The sequence below is a fragment of the Rhodococcus sp. P-2 genome, from assembly GCF_016598535.1.
In the GTDB taxonomy this organism is placed as follows: Bacteria; Actinomycetota; Actinomycetes; order Mycobacteriales; family Mycobacteriaceae; genus Rhodococcus_F; species Rhodococcus_F baikonurensis.
This window is the reverse complement of the sequence record NZ_CP066779.1, coordinates 4,352,733-4,369,255: the sequence shown is the minus strand read 5'-3', so window position 1 is coordinate 4,369,255 and position 16,523 is coordinate 4,352,733. Positions and strand designations below refer to the sequence as shown.

The 16,523-nt window shown below is 63.2% G+C and carries 22 protein-coding genes; 10 read left to right on the top strand and 12 right to left on the bottom strand.

Going from position 1 to position 16,523, the window contains the following annotated elements:
- Nucleotides 1-9: 9 nt before the first annotated feature.
- Nucleotides 10-903, bottom strand: coding sequence for a dihydrodipicolinate synthase family protein (locus I7X09_RS20700; protein ID WP_200313419.1), 894 nt, complete (start codon nt 901-903; stop codon nt 10-12).
- A 71-nt stretch (nt 904-974) separates the two neighbouring features.
- Here I7X09_RS20700 and I7X09_RS20695 point away from each other — a divergent pair, with 71 nt between their 5' ends.
- Nucleotides 975-1,883, top strand: a complete 909-nt coding sequence (locus tag I7X09_RS20695) for a LysR substrate-binding domain-containing protein (protein WP_200313418.1) — start codon at nt 975-977, stop codon at nt 1,881-1,883.
- A gap of 6 nt (nt 1,884-1,889) precedes the next feature.
- On the opposite strand, the gene nadC is transcribed toward I7X09_RS20695, so the two are convergent.
- The 3 genes from nadC to nadA are packed head-to-tail and all read right to left on the bottom strand — an operon-like array spanning nt 1,890 to nt 5,367.
- On the bottom strand, nt 1,890-2,762 hold the full coding sequence (gene nadC / locus I7X09_RS20690; protein WP_200313417.1) for a carboxylating nicotinate-nucleotide diphosphorylase: 873 nt from the start codon (nt 2,760-2,762) through the stop codon (nt 1,890-1,892).
- Nucleotides 2,762-4,333: an L-aspartate oxidase gene (locus tag I7X09_RS20685; RefSeq protein ID WP_200313416.1), complete on the bottom strand. Its 1,572-nt coding sequence runs from the start codon at nt 4,331-4,333 to the stop codon at nt 2,762-2,764. Before I7X09_RS20685 ends, nadC begins: the two co-directional genes overlap by 1 nt.
- Nucleotides 4,330-5,367, bottom strand: coding sequence for a quinolinate synthase NadA (gene nadA, locus I7X09_RS20680; RefSeq protein WP_095970016.1), 1,038 nt, complete (start codon nt 5,365-5,367; stop codon nt 4,330-4,332). Before nadA ends, I7X09_RS20685 begins: the two co-directional genes overlap by 4 nt.
- A 102-nt stretch (nt 5,368-5,469) precedes the next feature.
- On the opposite strand from nadA, the gene I7X09_RS20675 reads away from it, so the two are divergent.
- Complete coding sequence (locus tag I7X09_RS20675; protein WP_325100591.1) at nt 5,470-6,198, top strand: NUDIX hydrolase; 729 nt, start codon at nt 5,470-5,472, stop codon at nt 6,196-6,198.
- A gap of 14 nt (nt 6,199-6,212) precedes the next feature.
- On the opposite strand, the gene I7X09_RS20670 is transcribed toward I7X09_RS20675, so the two are convergent.
- Together I7X09_RS20670 and I7X09_RS20665 are read right to left on the bottom strand one after the other, a co-directional pair.
- A complete protein-coding gene (locus I7X09_RS20670) occupies nt 6,213-6,545 on the bottom strand; it encodes an SDR family NAD(P)-dependent oxidoreductase (RefSeq protein WP_200313415.1) in 333 nt (110 codons plus the stop codon).
- Between the two features lie 115 nt (nt 6,546-6,660).
- A complete protein-coding gene (locus I7X09_RS20665) occupies nt 6,661-7,263 on the bottom strand; it encodes a TetR/AcrR family transcriptional regulator (protein ID WP_200313414.1) in 603 nt (200 codons plus the stop codon).
- An 83-nt stretch (nt 7,264-7,346) separates the two neighbouring features.
- Here I7X09_RS20665 and I7X09_RS20660 point away from each other — a divergent pair, with 83 nt between their 5' ends.
- Nucleotides 7,347-8,177, top strand: coding sequence for an SDR family NAD(P)-dependent oxidoreductase (locus tag I7X09_RS20660; RefSeq protein ID WP_200313413.1), 831 nt, complete (start codon nt 7,347-7,349; stop codon nt 8,175-8,177).
- Between the two features lie 11 nt (nt 8,178-8,188).
- Here I7X09_RS20660 and I7X09_RS20655 read toward each other — a convergent pair whose 3' ends face one another.
- From I7X09_RS20655 to bioB, 3 genes are read right to left on the bottom strand one after another with little or no spacing between them, the layout of a single operon-like run.
- Entirely contained in the window at nt 8,189-8,764 is a 576-nt protein-coding gene (locus tag I7X09_RS20655) for a DUF2567 domain-containing protein (RefSeq protein WP_200313412.1), read from the bottom strand.
- 11 nt (nt 8,765-8,775) lie between these two features.
- Nucleotides 8,776-9,000, bottom strand: coding sequence for a biotin synthase auxiliary protein BsaP (gene bsaP, locus I7X09_RS20650; protein ID WP_095969929.1), 225 nt, complete (start codon nt 8,998-9,000; stop codon nt 8,776-8,778).
- Complete coding sequence (gene bioB / locus I7X09_RS20645; RefSeq protein ID WP_024487821.1) at nt 8,997-10,010, bottom strand: biotin synthase BioB; 1,014 nt, start codon at nt 10,008-10,010, stop codon at nt 8,997-8,999. The genes bsaP and bioB overlap by 4 nt, the downstream gene beginning before the upstream one ends.
- 164 nt (nt 10,011-10,174) lie before the next feature.
- Here bioB and I7X09_RS20640 point away from each other — a divergent pair, with 164 nt between their 5' ends.
- Entirely contained in the window at nt 10,175-10,831 is a 657-nt protein-coding gene (locus tag I7X09_RS20640) for a TetR/AcrR family transcriptional regulator C-terminal domain-containing protein (RefSeq protein ID WP_095969928.1), read from the top strand.
- On the opposite strand, the gene I7X09_RS29485 is transcribed toward I7X09_RS20640, so the two are convergent.
- Nucleotides 10,817-11,002 carry an AzlD domain-containing protein gene (locus tag I7X09_RS29485; RefSeq protein WP_234036651.1) on the bottom strand — a complete coding sequence of 62 codons (186 nt, stop codon included), beginning with the start codon at nt 11,000-11,002 and terminating at the stop codon, nt 10,817-10,819. The genes I7X09_RS20640 and I7X09_RS29485 overlap by 15 nt on opposite strands.
- 123 nt (nt 11,003-11,125) lie before the next feature.
- On the bottom strand, nt 11,126-11,821 hold the full coding sequence (locus I7X09_RS20630) for an AzlC family ABC transporter permease (protein WP_200313411.1): 696 nt from the start codon (nt 11,819-11,821) through the stop codon (nt 11,126-11,128).
- 64 nt (nt 11,822-11,885) lie between these two features.
- On the opposite strand from I7X09_RS20630, the gene I7X09_RS20625 reads away from it, so the two are divergent.
- From I7X09_RS20625 to I7X09_RS20615, 3 genes are all read left to right on the top strand, one after another.
- A complete protein-coding gene (locus I7X09_RS20625) occupies nt 11,886-12,488 on the top strand; it encodes a helix-turn-helix domain-containing protein (protein ID WP_166810476.1) in 603 nt (200 codons plus the stop codon).
- Nucleotides 12,489-12,589: 101 nt separating this feature from the next.
- A complete protein-coding gene (locus I7X09_RS20620) occupies nt 12,590-13,003 on the top strand; it encodes a VOC family protein (RefSeq protein WP_095969925.1) in 414 nt (137 codons plus the stop codon).
- Between the two features lie 29 nt (nt 13,004-13,032).
- On the top strand, nt 13,033-13,407 hold the full coding sequence (locus tag I7X09_RS20615; protein ID WP_095969924.1) for a VOC family protein: 375 nt from the start codon (nt 13,033-13,035) through the stop codon (nt 13,405-13,407).
- 5 nt (nt 13,408-13,412) lie between these two features.
- Here I7X09_RS20615 and I7X09_RS20610 read toward each other — a convergent pair whose 3' ends face one another.
- Entirely contained in the window at nt 13,413-13,577 is a 165-nt protein-coding gene (locus I7X09_RS20610; RefSeq protein WP_166810477.1) for a hypothetical protein, read from the bottom strand.
- Between the two features lie 288 nt (nt 13,578-13,865).
- Here I7X09_RS20610 and I7X09_RS29610 point away from each other — a divergent pair, with 288 nt between their 5' ends.
- From I7X09_RS29610 to I7X09_RS20600, 3 genes are read left to right on the top strand one after another with little or no spacing between them, the layout of a single operon-like run.
- Nucleotides 13,866-13,994, top strand: a complete 129-nt coding sequence (locus tag I7X09_RS29610) for a hypothetical protein (RefSeq protein ID WP_003941742.1) — start codon at nt 13,866-13,868, stop codon at nt 13,992-13,994.
- Complete coding sequence (locus I7X09_RS20605; RefSeq protein WP_234036650.1) at nt 13,978-14,511, top strand: tail fiber domain-containing protein; 534 nt, start codon at nt 13,978-13,980, stop codon at nt 14,509-14,511. Before I7X09_RS29610 ends, I7X09_RS20605 begins: the two co-directional genes overlap by 17 nt.
- A 10-nt stretch (nt 14,512-14,521) precedes the next feature.
- A complete protein-coding gene (locus I7X09_RS20600) occupies nt 14,522-16,495 on the top strand; it encodes a helix-turn-helix domain-containing protein (RefSeq protein ID WP_200313410.1) in 1,974 nt (657 codons plus the stop codon).
- The last annotated feature ends 28 nt before the right edge of the window (nt 16,496-16,523 follow it).

Sequence of the window (16,523 nt, the reverse complement as noted above, 5' to 3'; positions counted from 1 at the left end):
ACGTTCGAGTCAAGAGCGGTAGACCTCGAGTGCCCGCGTTACCGATTCGTGACTCGCAGCCAGCAACGGCAGTCGCACATGGGGAGTCGGAATCTGCCCCAACGCGTGCAACACGCCCTTGATGACAGTGGGGTTCGGTTCGGAGAACAGAGCTCCGGACAGCGTCGACAACCGCCGCCCGAGGTCACGGGCGCCGTCGACATCGCCACTGTCCCAAGCCTTTACCAAGCGAACGAACTCCGCGGTCGACACATGAGCGGACGCCAAAATGCCGCCCGAGGCACCCAAGGCAAGAAGCGGCGCCAGAAACAGATCATCCCCCGCCAGTACGGCGAAGTCGTGCGGAAGGTCCGCGAAGAGTTCGACGGCAGCTGAGTCGATACCGCCCGCGGCATACTTCACACCGACAACCCCGGGCAAAGTACCCAGCTCCCACAAAGTGCCACTATCCAGATCGCACGCAGTTCGGTACGGCACGTGATAGACGATCAGCGGCACTGGGCTCGACGACTGCAGATGCGCGAAATGCGCCACCACACCGGCTTTCGACGGCCTCGTGAAGGAGGGAACCGGCACCAAGGCCGCCGAGACCTCAGGCCACCGAGCCAGCCTCCCGAGCGCCTGCGCACTGCTCGCCGTGTCGTTGCTGCCCGCGCCGACGATCAACGTCGCACCTCTCGCACGGCACACGCTCGCACAGATATCCAGAACGGTCTCCCTCTCCCACTCCGTGAGCGTTGCAGTTTCCGCTGTAGTCCCCAGTGCAACGAGTCCGACCGCGCCATCGTCGAGGACCTGGTGCGCGAGCTGCTCGAGCGCATTGGTTGCAACACGCCCGTCGCTCTCGAACGGGGTGATCAGCGGGACATGGATTCCGGCGAGGTCGACTCGAGTCGTAGTCATACAACTCAGCCTCACCGAACAAACCTTGCAGGTCTAGTTCGTATTTCCGTCTTCCAGCGTAAGCTGAGCTGATGCTTGACGTTCGTCGACTGAGGCTCTTACGCGAACTGGCGTTGCGCGGAACCATTGTTGCCGTCGCCGAGGCGTTGTCGTTCAGCCCCTCCGCGGTGTCGCAGCAGTTGGCGGTTCTCGAACGTGAAGCCGGAGTACCTCTGCTGGAACGCACGGGACGCCGTGTGCGCCTCACACCTGCCGGTGAGAACCTCTCTCGTCATGCCGAAGTCATCCTGCAACGCCTGGAGCAGGCGTCGGGTGAATTGGTCGACGCCCGGCGTGGACTCGCCGGGCCGCTTCGAATCGGCACGTTCCCGACCGCAGCACGAGCGATCCTCCCTCAGGCCATGATCGCACTGTCGCACGAACATCCGGGGCTGGAACCGATGGTCTCGGAGATCGACCCAGCTGACGTCGCCGACGCGTTACGAGCCGGAAATCTGGACTTGGCGTTGATTCACGATTACGACTTCGTCCCTCGCCCTACGGAACCGGGCCTGACGGCGTTACCACTGTGCAGTGAATCCGTGTACCTGGCCTCGAGCGACACCGAGTCGGATTCCGACGAGGCTGTCGCTTCGCTGACCGACTGCGTGGAACGTGCGTGGATTACCGCGATTCCCGGAACTGCTTGTCATGCAATGACTATTCGCGCGTGCCAAGCTGCCGGGTTCACACCTAAAGTACGTCACCACATAGACGAGTTCGCCACAGTTCTCGCTCTTGTTGCTGCAGGACAAGGAGTTTCACTGGTCCCCGAACTCGGAGCGAGTCATCCGCCTCCGGGGGTGCGGCTCACGCCGATGCCGATTCGACGGCGAACCAAGATCGCTCACCGAGCAGGCTCCGACGCACACCCAGCGGTCGCAACCGTCACACGCGCGCTTCGCTCGGCAGTCCCGCCACTGCTGGACGCCGAGCAATAGCGGCTATTACATGTCGAGTCCGAGGTCGAGCACCGTCACCGAGTGCGTCAGTGCACCTACGGCCAGGTAGTCGACACCGGTTCTGGCGTACTCTGCGGCAACGTCGATGGTGAGACCACCGGAGGATTCGAGCTTGGTTTCGGGAGCAACAGCGTCTCGGCGCTGGACTGCGATCTGCGTCTGCCACAGCGGGAAGTTGTCCAGCAGAACAAGTTCGACTTTTTCCGCCAGCACCTGATCGAGCTGAGTGAGATTGTCGACCTCTACCTCGCACTCGATGTCCGGCGCGAGTTCACGGACGGCGCGAAGTGCGGCAACCACCGAACCGGCAGCGGCCACGTGGTTGTCCTTGATCAACGCCGCGTCACCCAACCCCATCCGGTGGTTGACTCCGCCGCCCACGTGGACTGCATATTTCTGCAGTGAACGCAGGCCGGGCAGCGTCTTTCGACTGTCGCGCACCTTGGCACGAGTGCCGGCAATGGCGTCGACCCACTGCGATGTCGCCGTGGCGATTCCCGAGAGATGGCAGACGAGGTTGAGCATCGTCCGCTCTGCCGTGAGAAGTCCGCGGGTGGGCGCGACAACGGTGAGGACCGATTGACCTGGCGCGACCCGAGTTCCGTCGGACACCCGATCGACGATCTCGTAGTTACCCGCGCCGATCACTTCGTCGAGAACAAGCAGTCCGACGTCGATGCCGGCGACCGTTCCCGATGAGCGCGACACGACCGAGGCCTTCGCGACCGCATCGGCGGGAACCGTTGCGGTAGAAGTGATATCAGGGCCATAGCGCAGATCCTCGTCCAGAGCGAGCCTGACCAACGTGAGCAGCTCGTCACGGTCGAGCGGCGCGGGCAGGATCTTCTGCTCGGTCATCAATGAACTCCTGTCAACAACATGTCGGGTATTTCGAGCGTTCCATCGGCGCCCATCTTGATCCGAGTGCTGCGACGCTGATTCGGATCTGTTTCAGGATAGTCGGTGCGGGTATGGCAACCACGGCTCTCGGTTCGCGCCACGGCCACGTCGACCAATGCAGTCGCGGTCAATGTGAGCGCCGCGTCTTCGAGGTCCGCAGCAACCACCGCCACCGTCTGCCGAGCGCCGGCAAGCGCGGCTCGCGCAGTCTGGAGACCACCTCCGTCGCGAACTACCGACGCGTGTGCCGTCATGACGGACTGCACGGTCTCTCGCGGCAGGATCGGCATCGGCTTGCGCACCACATTGACTACCTCGGCATGAACCTCGCGACGCTCGGCAGCTGCGATTCCGGCGCGCTCCCCGACCACCAACCCCTCCAGAAGGCTGTTGGACGCAAGACGATTCGCGCCGTGCAATCCCGTGCGCGCCACTTCTCCTGCTGCGTAGAGTCCCGGCACTCCAGTGCGTCCATGGACGTCGGTGGCGACTCCACCGCACGAGTAGTGCGCGGCCGGAGCGACCGGAATGAGTTGGGTCCGTGGATCGATGCCTGCTTCGAGACAGGACGCAGTGATGGTCGGGAAACGCGAATCGAAACCGTCGAGCTTGCGGGCGTCGAGGTAGACGTGATCGGTGCCGAGATCGCGTAGGCGTGCTGCAATTGCGCGCGAGACCACGTCACGCGGGGCGAGATCACCCAGCGGATGAACACCTGCGGTGACCGAATCGCCGTTGGTGTCGACAAGAATCGCACCCTCACCGCGGACCGCCTCACTGATCAAGGGTCGACGACCTAGTCCACCGGGGGTGAAGAGCACCGTCGGGTGGAACTGAACGAACTCCAGATCCGCGATTGCCGCACCAGCCTCGAGCGCCAACGCGATTCCGTCGGCAGTTGCGCCGGGTGGATTGGTACTGCAGGCATACAGCTGACCGAGTCCACCGGTGGCGAGCAGGACCGCCGGCGCATGGATCACCCCGAGCCCTTCCGGCGAGGAGACGATCAGTCCGCACACCCCGCGGCGGTTGGTCACCACCTGAACTGCCGCGGCCCCGAACAGAACGGGCAGGCCGGCAGCATTGAGAGCTCGCTGCACTTCCGCGCCCGTGGCGTCACCACCGGCGTGGATGATCCGACGCGTGCTGTGCCCACCCTCACGGGTGCGTGACACTTCGCCGTCCCGCCCGCGGTCGAAGACCGCACCCAACGCGGCCAGCGCAGCAACAGCATCGTGACCAGCTTCGACGATGGAGTAGACGGCTTCCTCGTCGCACAAACCGACGCCGGCCTCACACGTATCCGCAACGTGCGACTCGACGGAATCCGTATTCAGATCGTCGACGACCGCGATGCCACCCTGCGCGTACTGAGTCGCGGTGTCCGTCGGGCCCCCCTTGCTGACAGTGAGCACTTTCAGCCCCCGCAGAGAAGCGGTGCGCGCAGCGGTGAGGCCCGCGACACCGCCTCCCACGACGACCAGGTCGGCATGAGCCTCCCAGGCGAAACGCCCGGCAGGGCTGGTCACTCGCCGCCGCCCGGATTACCGATCTCGATCATGCGCTGCACCGATTTCTGTGCACGCTTGGCCATCTCGAGATCGACGTGGACCTCGTCCTTGCCCTCGAGAAGGCAGCGAAGCAACGCGGCGGGCGTGATCATCTTCATGTACGGGCACGACGCGCGGTCGTTGACGGCCTGGAAATCGACGTCGGGCGCCGCCTTGCGCAACTGGTGCAGCATCCCGATCTCGGTCGCGACCAGAACCTGCTTGCTCTTGGTGACGCGTGCAGCGTCGAGCATTCCGCCGGTGGAGAGGATCTTGACCTTGTCCGCGGGGACCGCGCCTTCACCGGCGAGGTACAGAGCCGAAGTAGCGCAACCACATTCAGGGTGCACGAACAGCTCGGCGTCGGGATGCGACTTGGACTTGGCCGTCAGCTCGTCGCCGTTGATGCCGGCGTGCACGTGGCACTCACCAGCCCAGATCTGCATGTTGGTACGGCCGGTCACGCGCTTGACGTGCGCTCCCAGGAACTGGTCGGGCAGGAACAGAACCTCGCGGTCGGGATCGATCGAGTTGACCACGTCGACGGCATTGGACGACGTGCAGCAGATGTCGGTGAGACCCTTCACCTCCGCCGTGGTGTTCACGTACGACACCACCAGCGCGTTCGGGTTGTCGGCCTTCCACTCACGGAGCTGCTCGGCATTGATCGAGTCGGCCAGCGAGCAGCCGGCTCGCTCGTCCGGGATCAGGACGGTCTTGGACGGCGACAGGATCTTCGCGGTCTCCGCCATGAAGTGCACGCCGCAGAAGACAATCGTGTCCTCGGGCGCCTCGGCAGCGATTCGCGAGAGCGCCAGGGAGTCGCCGACGTGATCGGCGACGTCCTGAATCGCGGGCAGCTGGTAGTTGTGCGCAAGAATCGTCGCGCCGCGTTCGCGAGCCAGACGTTTGATCTCAGCGGCCCATTCGGGGGTCGCTTCGACTCCGCTGTATCCGCCAGGGCCGTCGTGAATCTGCGAGGCCGATCCCTCCCATAACGTCGTGGTCGTCATGGCGTTCTCCTTCACCGTGAACCCGGGCTCGTCACCCAGTTCAAATCCGGACGGGCTGGCCCGGATTTCCGTATTCGAGGTTTTCGACTTAGGATCGAAAACGTGCCCAATAGTAACACCACCCACGAAGTGCTTGCAGCGGTGTTCCAAGTTCGCACCTTCCCCGCATGCATCGCCGCAGGTGACGGCGATCACTGCCCGCAAGGACGTGAAGAGTTGGCCGTTCTGCTGTGGCAGCGCGCGCTCAACCCACAGAAGGGCACTTGGTCCCTGCCCGGAGGCACTTTGCGCGACGACGAGGACCTGACGACGTCCGCTCGACGACTCCTCGCCGAGAAGGTCGACCTACGAAAAGTCGCTCACCTCGAGCAACTCTCCGTCTTCAGCGACCCACAGCGCGTGCCGGGCCCACGCCGCATCGCGTCGACCTTTCTCGGACTCGTCCCTCTCAGCGCCGATCCACAACTCCCACCAGACACCGCCTGGCACCCTGTTTCGAAATTGCCGGAGATGTCGTTCGACCACGGAACCGTCGTACGGCACGCGCGCAATCGACTGGCCGCAAAACTCTCGTACACCAACATCGCATTCGGGCTGGCTCCCGAAGAGTTCGCGATGTCCACACTGCGGGAAATATACTGCGCCGCACTCGGTTACCAAGTCGACGCCACCAACTTGCAACGCGTACTGGGGCGTCGAGGCGTCCTGACTCCCACAGGCAACACCGCACCGTCGGGCAAGTCGGGTGGACGTCCACCGGCTCTGTACCGTTTCACCGACTCCACCTTGCGGGTCACCGACGAATTCGCCGCCCTACGACCACCGAGCTGACGCCGGTCACGTTGTCAGGCAACGGCTTCGAGACTTCCACGCTGCGTCCACACCGAGGTCACGGCGCCCGCCGGATCGATAACCCGATTTATTGTGCCGAATCGTGTCGTCACGCGGTCGAGAATCCGGTCGGCCTGCCAACGATCCGTCGGATCGGCGACTATCGCAAAGAAGCGATGGGCGGGTTTCCCAGCCATGATGCGTACCAACTCGGTTACCGTCCGCGCCGTGACCGCCACGCTCCAACCAGCGTCGAGAAACTCTGTGGCGATGCGCGCACCGTGCTCGAATCCGATGTCCGTGACCAGTACAACTCCCCTGTTGGGGGCGATCTCTGAAACGCTCATTGCGGAACCTCCACTCGGAATCAAACTTCTTGACTCCTATGTAAGTCCGCAATCTTGTGCTCCCCTTGTGCTGGTTCTGTGAGAACTCTGGGGAATTCCGCGCGTGTCCCGGACGTCAGACAGATCGAGACAACCCCGCCCAGAAGACCGTCGACGCAGCGTTCACCACATCGCCGACCGGCACGTCGCCCAACATTCCGCCCGCGGCCAGCGTCGCGACTCCATGGAACGTCGCAAAGGCAACGAGCGCAATGCTTTCCGGATCACCGGCAGCAATGTCACCCGCGACCTGAGCTTCCGACACGAGCCGGACGGTCAGGTCCATCGTCGCGTGCCCCGCGTTCACGACGGCTGCGGCCGCACCGGGTGCATGCTTGTTGCTGTACATCAGAGACAACAGGCCGGGATGCTCGAGTGCAAAATCCACGTAGGCGTTGGCGAGCGAGGAGAACCTGGCCCTCGCGGTCGGCGGAGCCTCCGAAACTGCTCGCTCGAGCGCACCGGTCATCCGGTGGAAGCCGCTTTCAGCCAGGGCGTCGAGCAACGCTTGACGGTCCCGAAAATGCTTGCCCGGAGCCGCGTGACTCACGCCCGCCTCGCGCGCAAGTTGCCTCAGCGACAGCTTGTCGACGCCGTCTCGCTCGAGGGTAGCTTCAGCCGACGCCAAGAGTTCCTGTCGCAGACTGCCGTGGTGGTACGGCTGTTCGTGGGCGGGCATGGAGGCACCTTATCAAAATGTTGTCATTGACAACTATGGTGTCAGTGCCTACATTTGGGACCACCCGAACCGAAGGAGCCACCATGGCCATCGACGTAGCCGGAACCACCGTCCTGATCACCGGAGCCAGCGCCGGGCTCGGCGTGGAATTCGCTCACCGCTTTGCCGCTCGCGGTGCAAATCTGGTTCTCGTCGCCAGGCGGGCAGATCGCCTCGAAGCCCTCGCTACCGAACTCCGCGTCGCCCACGGCATTACCGTGACAGTGCTGCCCGCCGATCTGGCAGCACCCGGCGTCGGCGCGACCCTTCACCGAGAATTGACCGGCCGCGACATCACCGCCACGTCATTGATCAACAACGCCGGGTTCGGAACGCACGGCGCGTTCGTAGACGAAGACCTCGAGCGCGTCACGTCCGAAATTCAACTGAACATCGCCACACTCGTCGAGTTGACGCACACATTCCTGCCTGACCTTCTCACCGGACGCGGCGCACTGGTCAACATCGCCAGCACCGCGTCGTTCCAGCCGACACCGGGCATGGCGGTCTACGGCGCATCCAAGGCCTTTGTACTCAACTTCACGGAAGCACTGTGGGCAGAAGCTCGCGGTAGCGGATTGACCGTATTGGCGGTATGCCCCGGTCCGACGCGCACCGAGTTCTTCGACGTCGTCGGGTCCGAAGATGCTGCAGTCGGACGAATGCAGACGGCAACTCAGGTGGTGGACACAGCTTTCCGGGCACTGGATCGACGCAACGCACCGCCGACAGTGGTATCAGGTTTGCCGAATTGGGTGTCCTCGATCAGCACTCGCTTCGCGACCCGCCGATTGGGGGCGTTGATTTCGGGTCGACTCTTGGGAGACGTGCGAATGAAGTCCGCTGCGAACCGTCCGTCGACCTCGGCTGTTTAGCGACACGACGGTTACGGGAGTTTCGGCTGGACCTCGTCGTCGGTCCGTTCGACCTCGGCGGCCGGATCCTCAGATTCCGGATGGTCCCCCACACCGAGGTCGTCGTACGGATTGAGCACTGCGAGAACCAAAGTCACGACGCACGCCGCGAGCGGCTGAAACAACAGGACCAGCAGGGTTCCGATGTTGGGTGCTCGCGCGACGATCTCCCCCACCGCCGGATTGTCGGCCGCAGGGAAACGTAGTTTCGTCACACCCGAACCCACCAGTGCCATCAGGCCGGCTCCCACCGCTGAGCCGACGATCAACCCACCCAGGGCATACGGGCCTCGACTCAGGCGTGCCAGCCAGGCCGCCACCGCTGACAGCACGCCGACGATCAGTGCCAGCCAGATGAATACGGCGCTGGCGTCGAACTGGTGAAGGCTCTCACCCGTCAACGCGACGCCGCGCCCCTCGGACACCACCAACAGGTGCTCTGCCGGAGCCAGGAACGCCCACAGCACACCGACGAGCACGCTCACGCCCGCACTGGTTGCGGCGATCACGATCGCGGTGCGCAGTCGAGTCTGCCGAAGAGGGATCACACAGAGTGACGCTACCTGCGGGCGGCGTCGATCGAGTCGACGACACCGTGACGGGAGCATTTCGCCCACCAACCGTCAGGACTGACCTGAACGATCATGCGCCGTCCGCACTGCTCGCAGAAGCGAGGAGGCTCGAGGCCCATCGACGCCGCTGTCGGCGTCGGATCGTCGACGCCGTCGACGATCCGACGCCCGGTGAACGGGTTGTACCGCTCCTCGGTCACCGGAACACTCACAGAGTGTCGTTCAGAGCTTTGATCGGCATCTGCAGATCAACCAACAAATCCAGATCCTTCTCGGCGGGACGTCCGAGAGTCGTCAGGTAGTTGCCGACGATGACGGCGTTGATTCCGCCGAGGATGCCCTGCTTGGCCCCCAGGTCACCGAGAGTGATTTCACGTCCACCCGCGAAGCGCAGGATCGTGCGAGGCAGCGCGAGACGGAATGCCGCAACGGACTTGAGCGCCTCGCTGGCGGGCAGCACGTCCAGATCACCGAACGGGGTACCCGGACGCGGGTTGAGGAAGTTGAGCGGAACCTCGTCCGGCTCCAGTTCAGCCAGGTTGGCCGCGAACTCTGCACGCTGCTCCAACGATTCGCCCATGCCGAGGATTCCGCCGCAGCACACTTCCATGCCTGCTTCCCGAACCATCCGAAGGGTGTTCCACCGCTCTTCCCACGAGTGCGTGGTGACGACGTTCGGGAAATGCGACTTGGAGGTCTCCAAGTTGTGGTTGTACCGGTGCACACCCATGGCGGCCAATTGGTCGACCTGTTCCTGGGTCAGCATGCCGAGCGAGCAGGCGATCTGGATGTCGACCTCGTTGCGGATCGCCTCGATGCCGGCAGCCACCTGAGCGAGCAACCGGGCGTCGGGTCCGCGGACGGCGGCCACGATGCAGAACTCGGTGGCGCCCGACTTCGCGGTCTGCTTGGCAGCTTCCACCAGGCTCGGGATGTCCAACCAGGCCGCGCGAACCGGCGACTGGAAGAGTCCGGACTGCGAGCAGAAATGGCAGTCCTCGGGGCAACCGCCCGTCTTGAGGCTGATGATGCCCTCGACCTCGACCTCCGGTCCACACCACTTCATACGCACATCGTGGGCGAGAGCGAGCAGGTCTTCGAGCCTGTCGTCGTCGAGTCGAAGTACGTCTAGCACCTGGCTTTCGGTCAGGCCGACTCCTCTTTCGAGAACTTGCTCGCGAGCCTGGTCGAGGATGTCGACCGTCGCAGGGGCCGTGCTAATCGGGGGCGGGGTCACAGACGTCTCCTTCGAAACCAGCAAAATTGAACACCGTACAAGTTGAACGGTGTTCACGTTAGAGACGTGGTGGAATACTGTCAAAGGCGGGTCCGATCGACATTCGATCGCGAGCAGCCCACAGCGGGACGAAACGAGGGGAACAACAAGTGCAGTTGCGACGCGGCGACGTGCTGGACGGCGCCATGGCGATACTCGACGAGTTCGGACTTGCCGACCTCACGATGCGCAGGCTCGCAACGTCCCTGGGTGTCCAACCCGGAGCTCTCTACTGGCACTTCCCGAACAAGCAGACCCTGCTCGGTGCGGTCGTCGACAAGATCCTCGAAGACCTCGACTCCCCCGTTGACGCGGACACGTGGCAAGAGGCGTATTCCGAACTGGCACACAGGCTTCGATCTGCACTGCTGGCGCACCGCGACGGCGCCGAGTTGGTCAGCGCCACCTTCGCCTCGCGGATGACGAGCAGCAAGGTACGCGAGCACTTCGTACAAGCAGGGCAGGAATCCGGCCTCTCACGCGAGCACGCCCAACTCGCGGCATACGCCCTGCTGTATTACGTACTCGGCCATACCGTCGACGAGCAGTCCCGAGCGCAGATGGAAGAAATGGGGGCACTCACCCGAGCACCCATTTCCCCCGACTCCCCCGAGGTGATCGGCGGCGGTTCCGACGAGGACCTCCTCGACGGCGATCCGACGGTACGCTTCCAGTTCGGCCTGGATCTGTTCATCGACGGCATCCGCACCCGCCTGAATTCGACCCCACATTCAACGCGCACCGAATCGGCTCTACGACACTCCTGACAGTCGTAGTAATGCAGTAGTACCGGCCGCGACAATCACCACGACCACCAACGGCGCCCTGAACCAGGCGCAGATGCCTCCGGCCACCACCCCGAGCACTCGCGCCGGTCCGGCAACGTCATGGCCGGTGAAGATCGTCGAGGTCACAACCACTGCGAGCAGTGACAGCACGATCGAGAGTCTTCTCGGCAAAGCCCGAAAGCATCACCCGAGCGCGGAGCAGAACGCCACTCACCCGTAAAGCGTAAGAGCCGCAGGCGAATACGAGAATGCCGATCCAGACCGTTGCCGTATTCATCGGACCTTCTCCCGAAACGGTATCGTCACCGCAATACTCAGCAGGGCCACGAGCGGCGCGGTACCGGGCGGCAGGAACGGCGACGCGGCCACCGCGATCACTGCACCGACCACGGCGGCAAGCAGCGTCACCCTCTCCCTCAGCGCCGGCAAGACGAGGGCCAGAATGACAACCGGAAAAGCGGCATCCAACCCCAACGCGCCCGGATCCTGGACGACACTCCCGAGAAGACCGCCCAGCAGCGCTCCGATGGGCCACGCCACCGCGATCCCGATCCCACACAACCAGAAAGCAGCACGCTTCTGCTTCACCGTTGCTTGCGCCATGGCGACCGCGACGCTTTCGTCGTTGACCAGGTGCGCGCCGACCATTTTGCGCCAACCTGAGCCTCTGTGCCGACCCCTGTCGAGAAAGGATCCCGCCGACAATCCGTACGCGAAGTTTCGCGAGTTGATCAACAAACCGGCTGCAACCGCGGCGAGGGCACTCCCCCCGGCCGCGATGATTCCGATGAACAAGAACTCCGACGAGGCACCCAGAACGAGCACGGCCAACGCAAGGAGCTGCCACATCGAGAACCCGGCCGATCCCGCCGTCACACCGTAGGAAACACCGACGATGGCCACGGAGAGACAGATCAGCACGCTCACCCGGAGCGTGTCGCGATCAACTGTTCGCCATAAAGAACGCATGTATTCTATGTTGGACGACGCAAGACCGTTCATCAAGGGAAACGATCGATCGGAGAATCGAACGATGGCTAGTGGTGGATTTGACAGTGGTGTACCTGACGGTGCCGGAATTGGTACTGAACAGAGTCCTCAAAAGCTGGTGGCAGTCGCACTCAAACGTGAGCGCACCCGAGCGGGCTTGAGCCTCTCGGAGGTCGCCCGACGCGCTGACATCGCCAAATCCACACTCTCCCAACTCGAATCCGGCCTCGGGAACCCGAGCCTCGAAACACTGTGGGCACTCGGCAACGCCCTGGGTGTGCCGTTCTCACAACTCGTCGACTCGCAAGCACAGACCGTTCAGTTGATTCGAGCCGGGGAAGGGCCCGCGATTGCGTCGGCGAACGCGTCGTACATCGCGACCCTCCTGGCTCCCAGCCCACCGAACGCGCGCCGCGATCTGTATCGGATAGTTGCAGAACCGGGCGAGCCCCGCATTTCGACGCCGCATGCGCGCGGCACCACCGAACACGTTGTGATCGGCACCGGGCGGGCGGAGGTCGGGCCCACTGCAGATCCGATCGAGCTCGGGCCGGGCGACTATCTCGCGTATCCCGGTGACGAGGAGCACATCTTTCGGGCACTCGAACCAGGCACGACGGCGATCCTGGTTTCGGAGCACACCTGAGCCGCGATGAGTTTCGTCGCTGCGGGAAGTCTGTACCTGCGAGGTGATGTGGCCAGTGCCTCGATCGCCGACGGCAGCAACGACCAACAGCAGGAGGACCCATGTCCGGATCCAGCATCAGCAGTATTTTGCTCTCGAGCACCGACCCCGAACGCTTGCGCGACTGGTACGCCGAGGCGTTCGCTCCGAAAGTCGACCGCACTCCGGGCGAACCCGGCTACGACGTTCTCGACTTCAACGGTTTCTACGTGATGCTCGACAGACGCGACGACGTCGGCGAGACCAACCCGCAGCCCGGCCGGATGTTCCTCAACGTCGAGACCGACGACGCCCGGTCGATCGCGCAACGCATCGACGTACTCGGCGGAAACTGGCTCGCCCCACTCGAAGACCGCGACGGCAGTTTGTTCGCCACCGCGATCGACCCCGACGGAAACTACGTTCAGATCATCGAGTTCAGTGAGGCGGCCCGGGCCGAGATGGAATCCGGAATGACGGATTCCGAACCTACCTAGTCGGACAACAGCCAGGAACGGAGACAGTCATGCTTGCGGACACCAAAGCGTTCAGCGGTTTTTCGGTGACAGACATCGATGCTGCAAAGAAGTTCTACGGCGAAACACTCGGGCTGAAAGTGACCGACGAAGACATGGGACTTGTGCGCCTACATCTTGCCGGTGGAACCGAGATCTTGGTTTACCCGAAGCCGAATCACGAACCCGCGACGTACACGATCCTCAACTTCGTCGTCGACGACATCGACACGACGGTCGATCAACTGACCGCACGTGGCGTGGAGTTTCTGAAATACGACGGATTCCCTCAAGATGCGCGAGGCATCATGCGTGGCAACGGTCCCGACATCGCGTGGTTCACCGACCCCGCCGGCAATGTTCTGTCGGTAATCAAGGAGTCCTGACGTGTTTAACCGCTGAACAGCTGTGACTGCCGCTGTTCAGCGGTGTCGGTATTGGACCGTTCCGCTGCCGCAGTTTCACGCTCGGCCGCCAGTTGCTCGGCGCTTTTTGCGTCGACAACGGACTCCGCCGCACTGAGGTCGGAAAACAAGCCACTGCTCGATTCGTTCACATGCCACCCTTTTGCCTGGTCATCGTTACCGCGCGCAGATAAACCTGCGTTAGAGATCGGTCGATGGCTACTTGATTACTGCCGCCCGTACGGCGCCGACAAGACGCCGATGACCCAGCAGTTCTTCACCCAGTGTTGCACGCCTGTGTTTTCCACGAGAAATTCGGTCCAGACGGGTTGTCATCGCCCGCGTGCTGGAGCAATGTGAAAGATGAGCGCGGAGCAGGTCGGCAGCACTTTCGTCGGACACCTGGCCCCTCAATTCACTGCACAATTTTTGGAGGAATCATGTTGGGAATTGCTTTGGGCCTCGGCAGCGCCGCTGTCGGAATCGGCCTCGGACTGCTCGGCGCAGGAGCCGGAATTCTGCTGAGCGACAAGACCGTCAAAACCGCACGACGTGAACTCACCGCCTGACGAGGGCGAGAGCACTGAAGACGGCGAGCGCACCGAATACGTCGGTGTCGGAGTCAGCACTCGGGTGAACGCCGCGCTGCGACATCCCGCGCAGTGGGTGTTCGCACGGGCCGCGCATCGACGTGGCGTGCATACCGGCGTAGATGTTCCGACGAGCGCTCAGGACGTGCTCGACCGGTTGGCGGCACTCCGAATAAGCACGTGGAGTTACGGATTCGACCACAAGTCGGTCCGTCACCTGGGTCCGATGGCGCAAGACTTTGCGGCGATTTTCGGCTTGGGATCCAACACCCGCCGGATCTCCGCCGTCGACGCGAACGGCGTCTGCATGGCGAGCATCCAAGCGTTGAATCGCAAAATCAGTGCTCTCGAGACAGAAATCAGCGCGCTCGAGAAGGCCGTGAACAGACTGAGAAGGGAGACGAGAGACACGAGCACGACTCGGAATGCATTGGAAGTAAACAACAATCACACATCCACGCCGCTCGACGAATTCGGTGGATCCACCGGTCTGTAGTTTGTTCGGTGTGACCGCCCCTGATTCAGACTCCGACTCAGCACCCAACGTGATTGCCGCGCTGTTCGACGTGACATCCGACGCCGTCGGTGACGAACACGTTGAACAGGTACTGGCCGAATTCGGCGTTGGCGCAACGGAGATCGCGGAGACAGCGGCCCGCATCCGGGCCAGTCGGTCGGAATTTCGCCGACTGCGCCGTCGCGAAAACGAATTGGCGGTCCTCTATTCGAGTGCGCGTGAGCTTGCGCAAGTTCGCGACGTGGACACTCTGCTGCAGAGGCTGGTGAACCGCGCGCACGACATCATGGGTACCGACGTCACGTACCTGTCCGAGTTCGACGTGATCACTCGTGACCTGAATGTTCGAAAGACGGCCGGCGCGGTCTCGCCGGAACTCCAGCATCTGCAGGTTCCTGCCGGCGCGGGACTGGTCAGCGCGATTGCCGAATCTCGAGCAGCCCAATGGGTTCAGAACTACAGCGACTACACGCAGTCGCGCCATGACGAAGTAGTCGATGCCGCGATCGTCGCCGAGGGTCTGGTGGCGATTCTGGGCGTGCCGATGCTCTCGGACGGCCAGATCCTCGGAGTCTTGTTTGCCGCCGACCGCCGGGAACGCCGCTTCACTGCTGATCAGATCGCCCTGCTCTCGGCGCTGGCGGATCACGCCTCGGTGGTCCTGCAAACCGCACGGGCCCTCGACCGCGCCGAGGAATCCGCCGCCGAGACCGGGCGAGCACTCGACGAGCTGCGTGAGCACGTGTCCGCGCGGGACAAGTCGAACATCGTCCACCAGGATCTCATCCATGCCGTTCTCCGCGGCGGCGGATACGCCCAGGTTGCACGAACCCTCAGCAGCTCACTCGAGCGCAGCACCGTCGTGGTCGACAGTGAGTTACGCCCTCTCGTGAAATCCTCGGGCGAGCAGATCACGACGGTGCCGTTGTCGCTACCTCGCGCCGTGTCCGAGGCCATCGACCAGAGTCGCCGCAGCGGCCGATGCACGTTTGTCACCGACGACAGTGAGACCGCCATCCAACTCGTCAGCGCTGTCACCGCCGGAGAATCGTTCCTCGGGGCCATCTTGCTGAATCGTTCGGACGCGCCGATCGGCCCCGTCGAACTCCGGACCGTGGAACGGGCAGCTCAGGTCACTGCCATCCTCGTGTTGCAACACTCGGCGGCAGCAGCAGCGGACCGGCGCGCACGTGACGAACTGGTCGCCGACTTGCTGAGCACTGCGCCCGAGCGCAGGCGCGATCTCGAACGTCGGACCCGCAACCTCGGCATCTCCCTCGGCGAACTCGACACTGTCCTCGTGGTCTCGGTCGCTCCGGAACTCCGGACGGCCGCGCTCCGCGCAATCGGACAGAATCTGCCGGTAGCGGCATTGGCGGCGCAGCACGCCGGACTGATCGCGGTGGTCTCGCGCTCGGGAAACCCGGCAGCAGCGGCGACCGTCATTCACCGCCAGATCACCGGTTCGGTAGGACCCCACGCAGTAGTCATTGCGCCGGCGACGGCGGAGCGCCCCGAAGAACTCCCGGCGCGCTTCACCTCTGCGCTGCGCACGGCCCGCCTGATCACCGCGTTGGGCAAGACCGACGGCGCGGTCACGACTGCGTCGTATCTGCCGTACAGCGTTCTGTTCGGCGAGAATCCGGAATCACTCCATCAGTTCATCGACGAAGTCATCGGCCCGGTACTCGCCTACGACCATGACAAGGACACCGATCTCACTGCGACCCTTCGGGCCCTGGTCCGCAACGACGGGAGCCCGACCAAGGCTGCCCGCGCACTCAACTATCACCCGAACACCGTCGTTCAGCGTCTCGACCGCATCCGTACACTCCTCGGTCACTCGTGGCGTGAAGACGAGAACTTCTTCCGGGTATCCATGGCGACGAGGCTCGACGAACTTCGGGAAGTGGGAACCGAAGAAGGCGTAAGCGACAACACCGACAGCGGTAATGGTGCTTGACACCACAAATTCGACTGATCGATGTGCT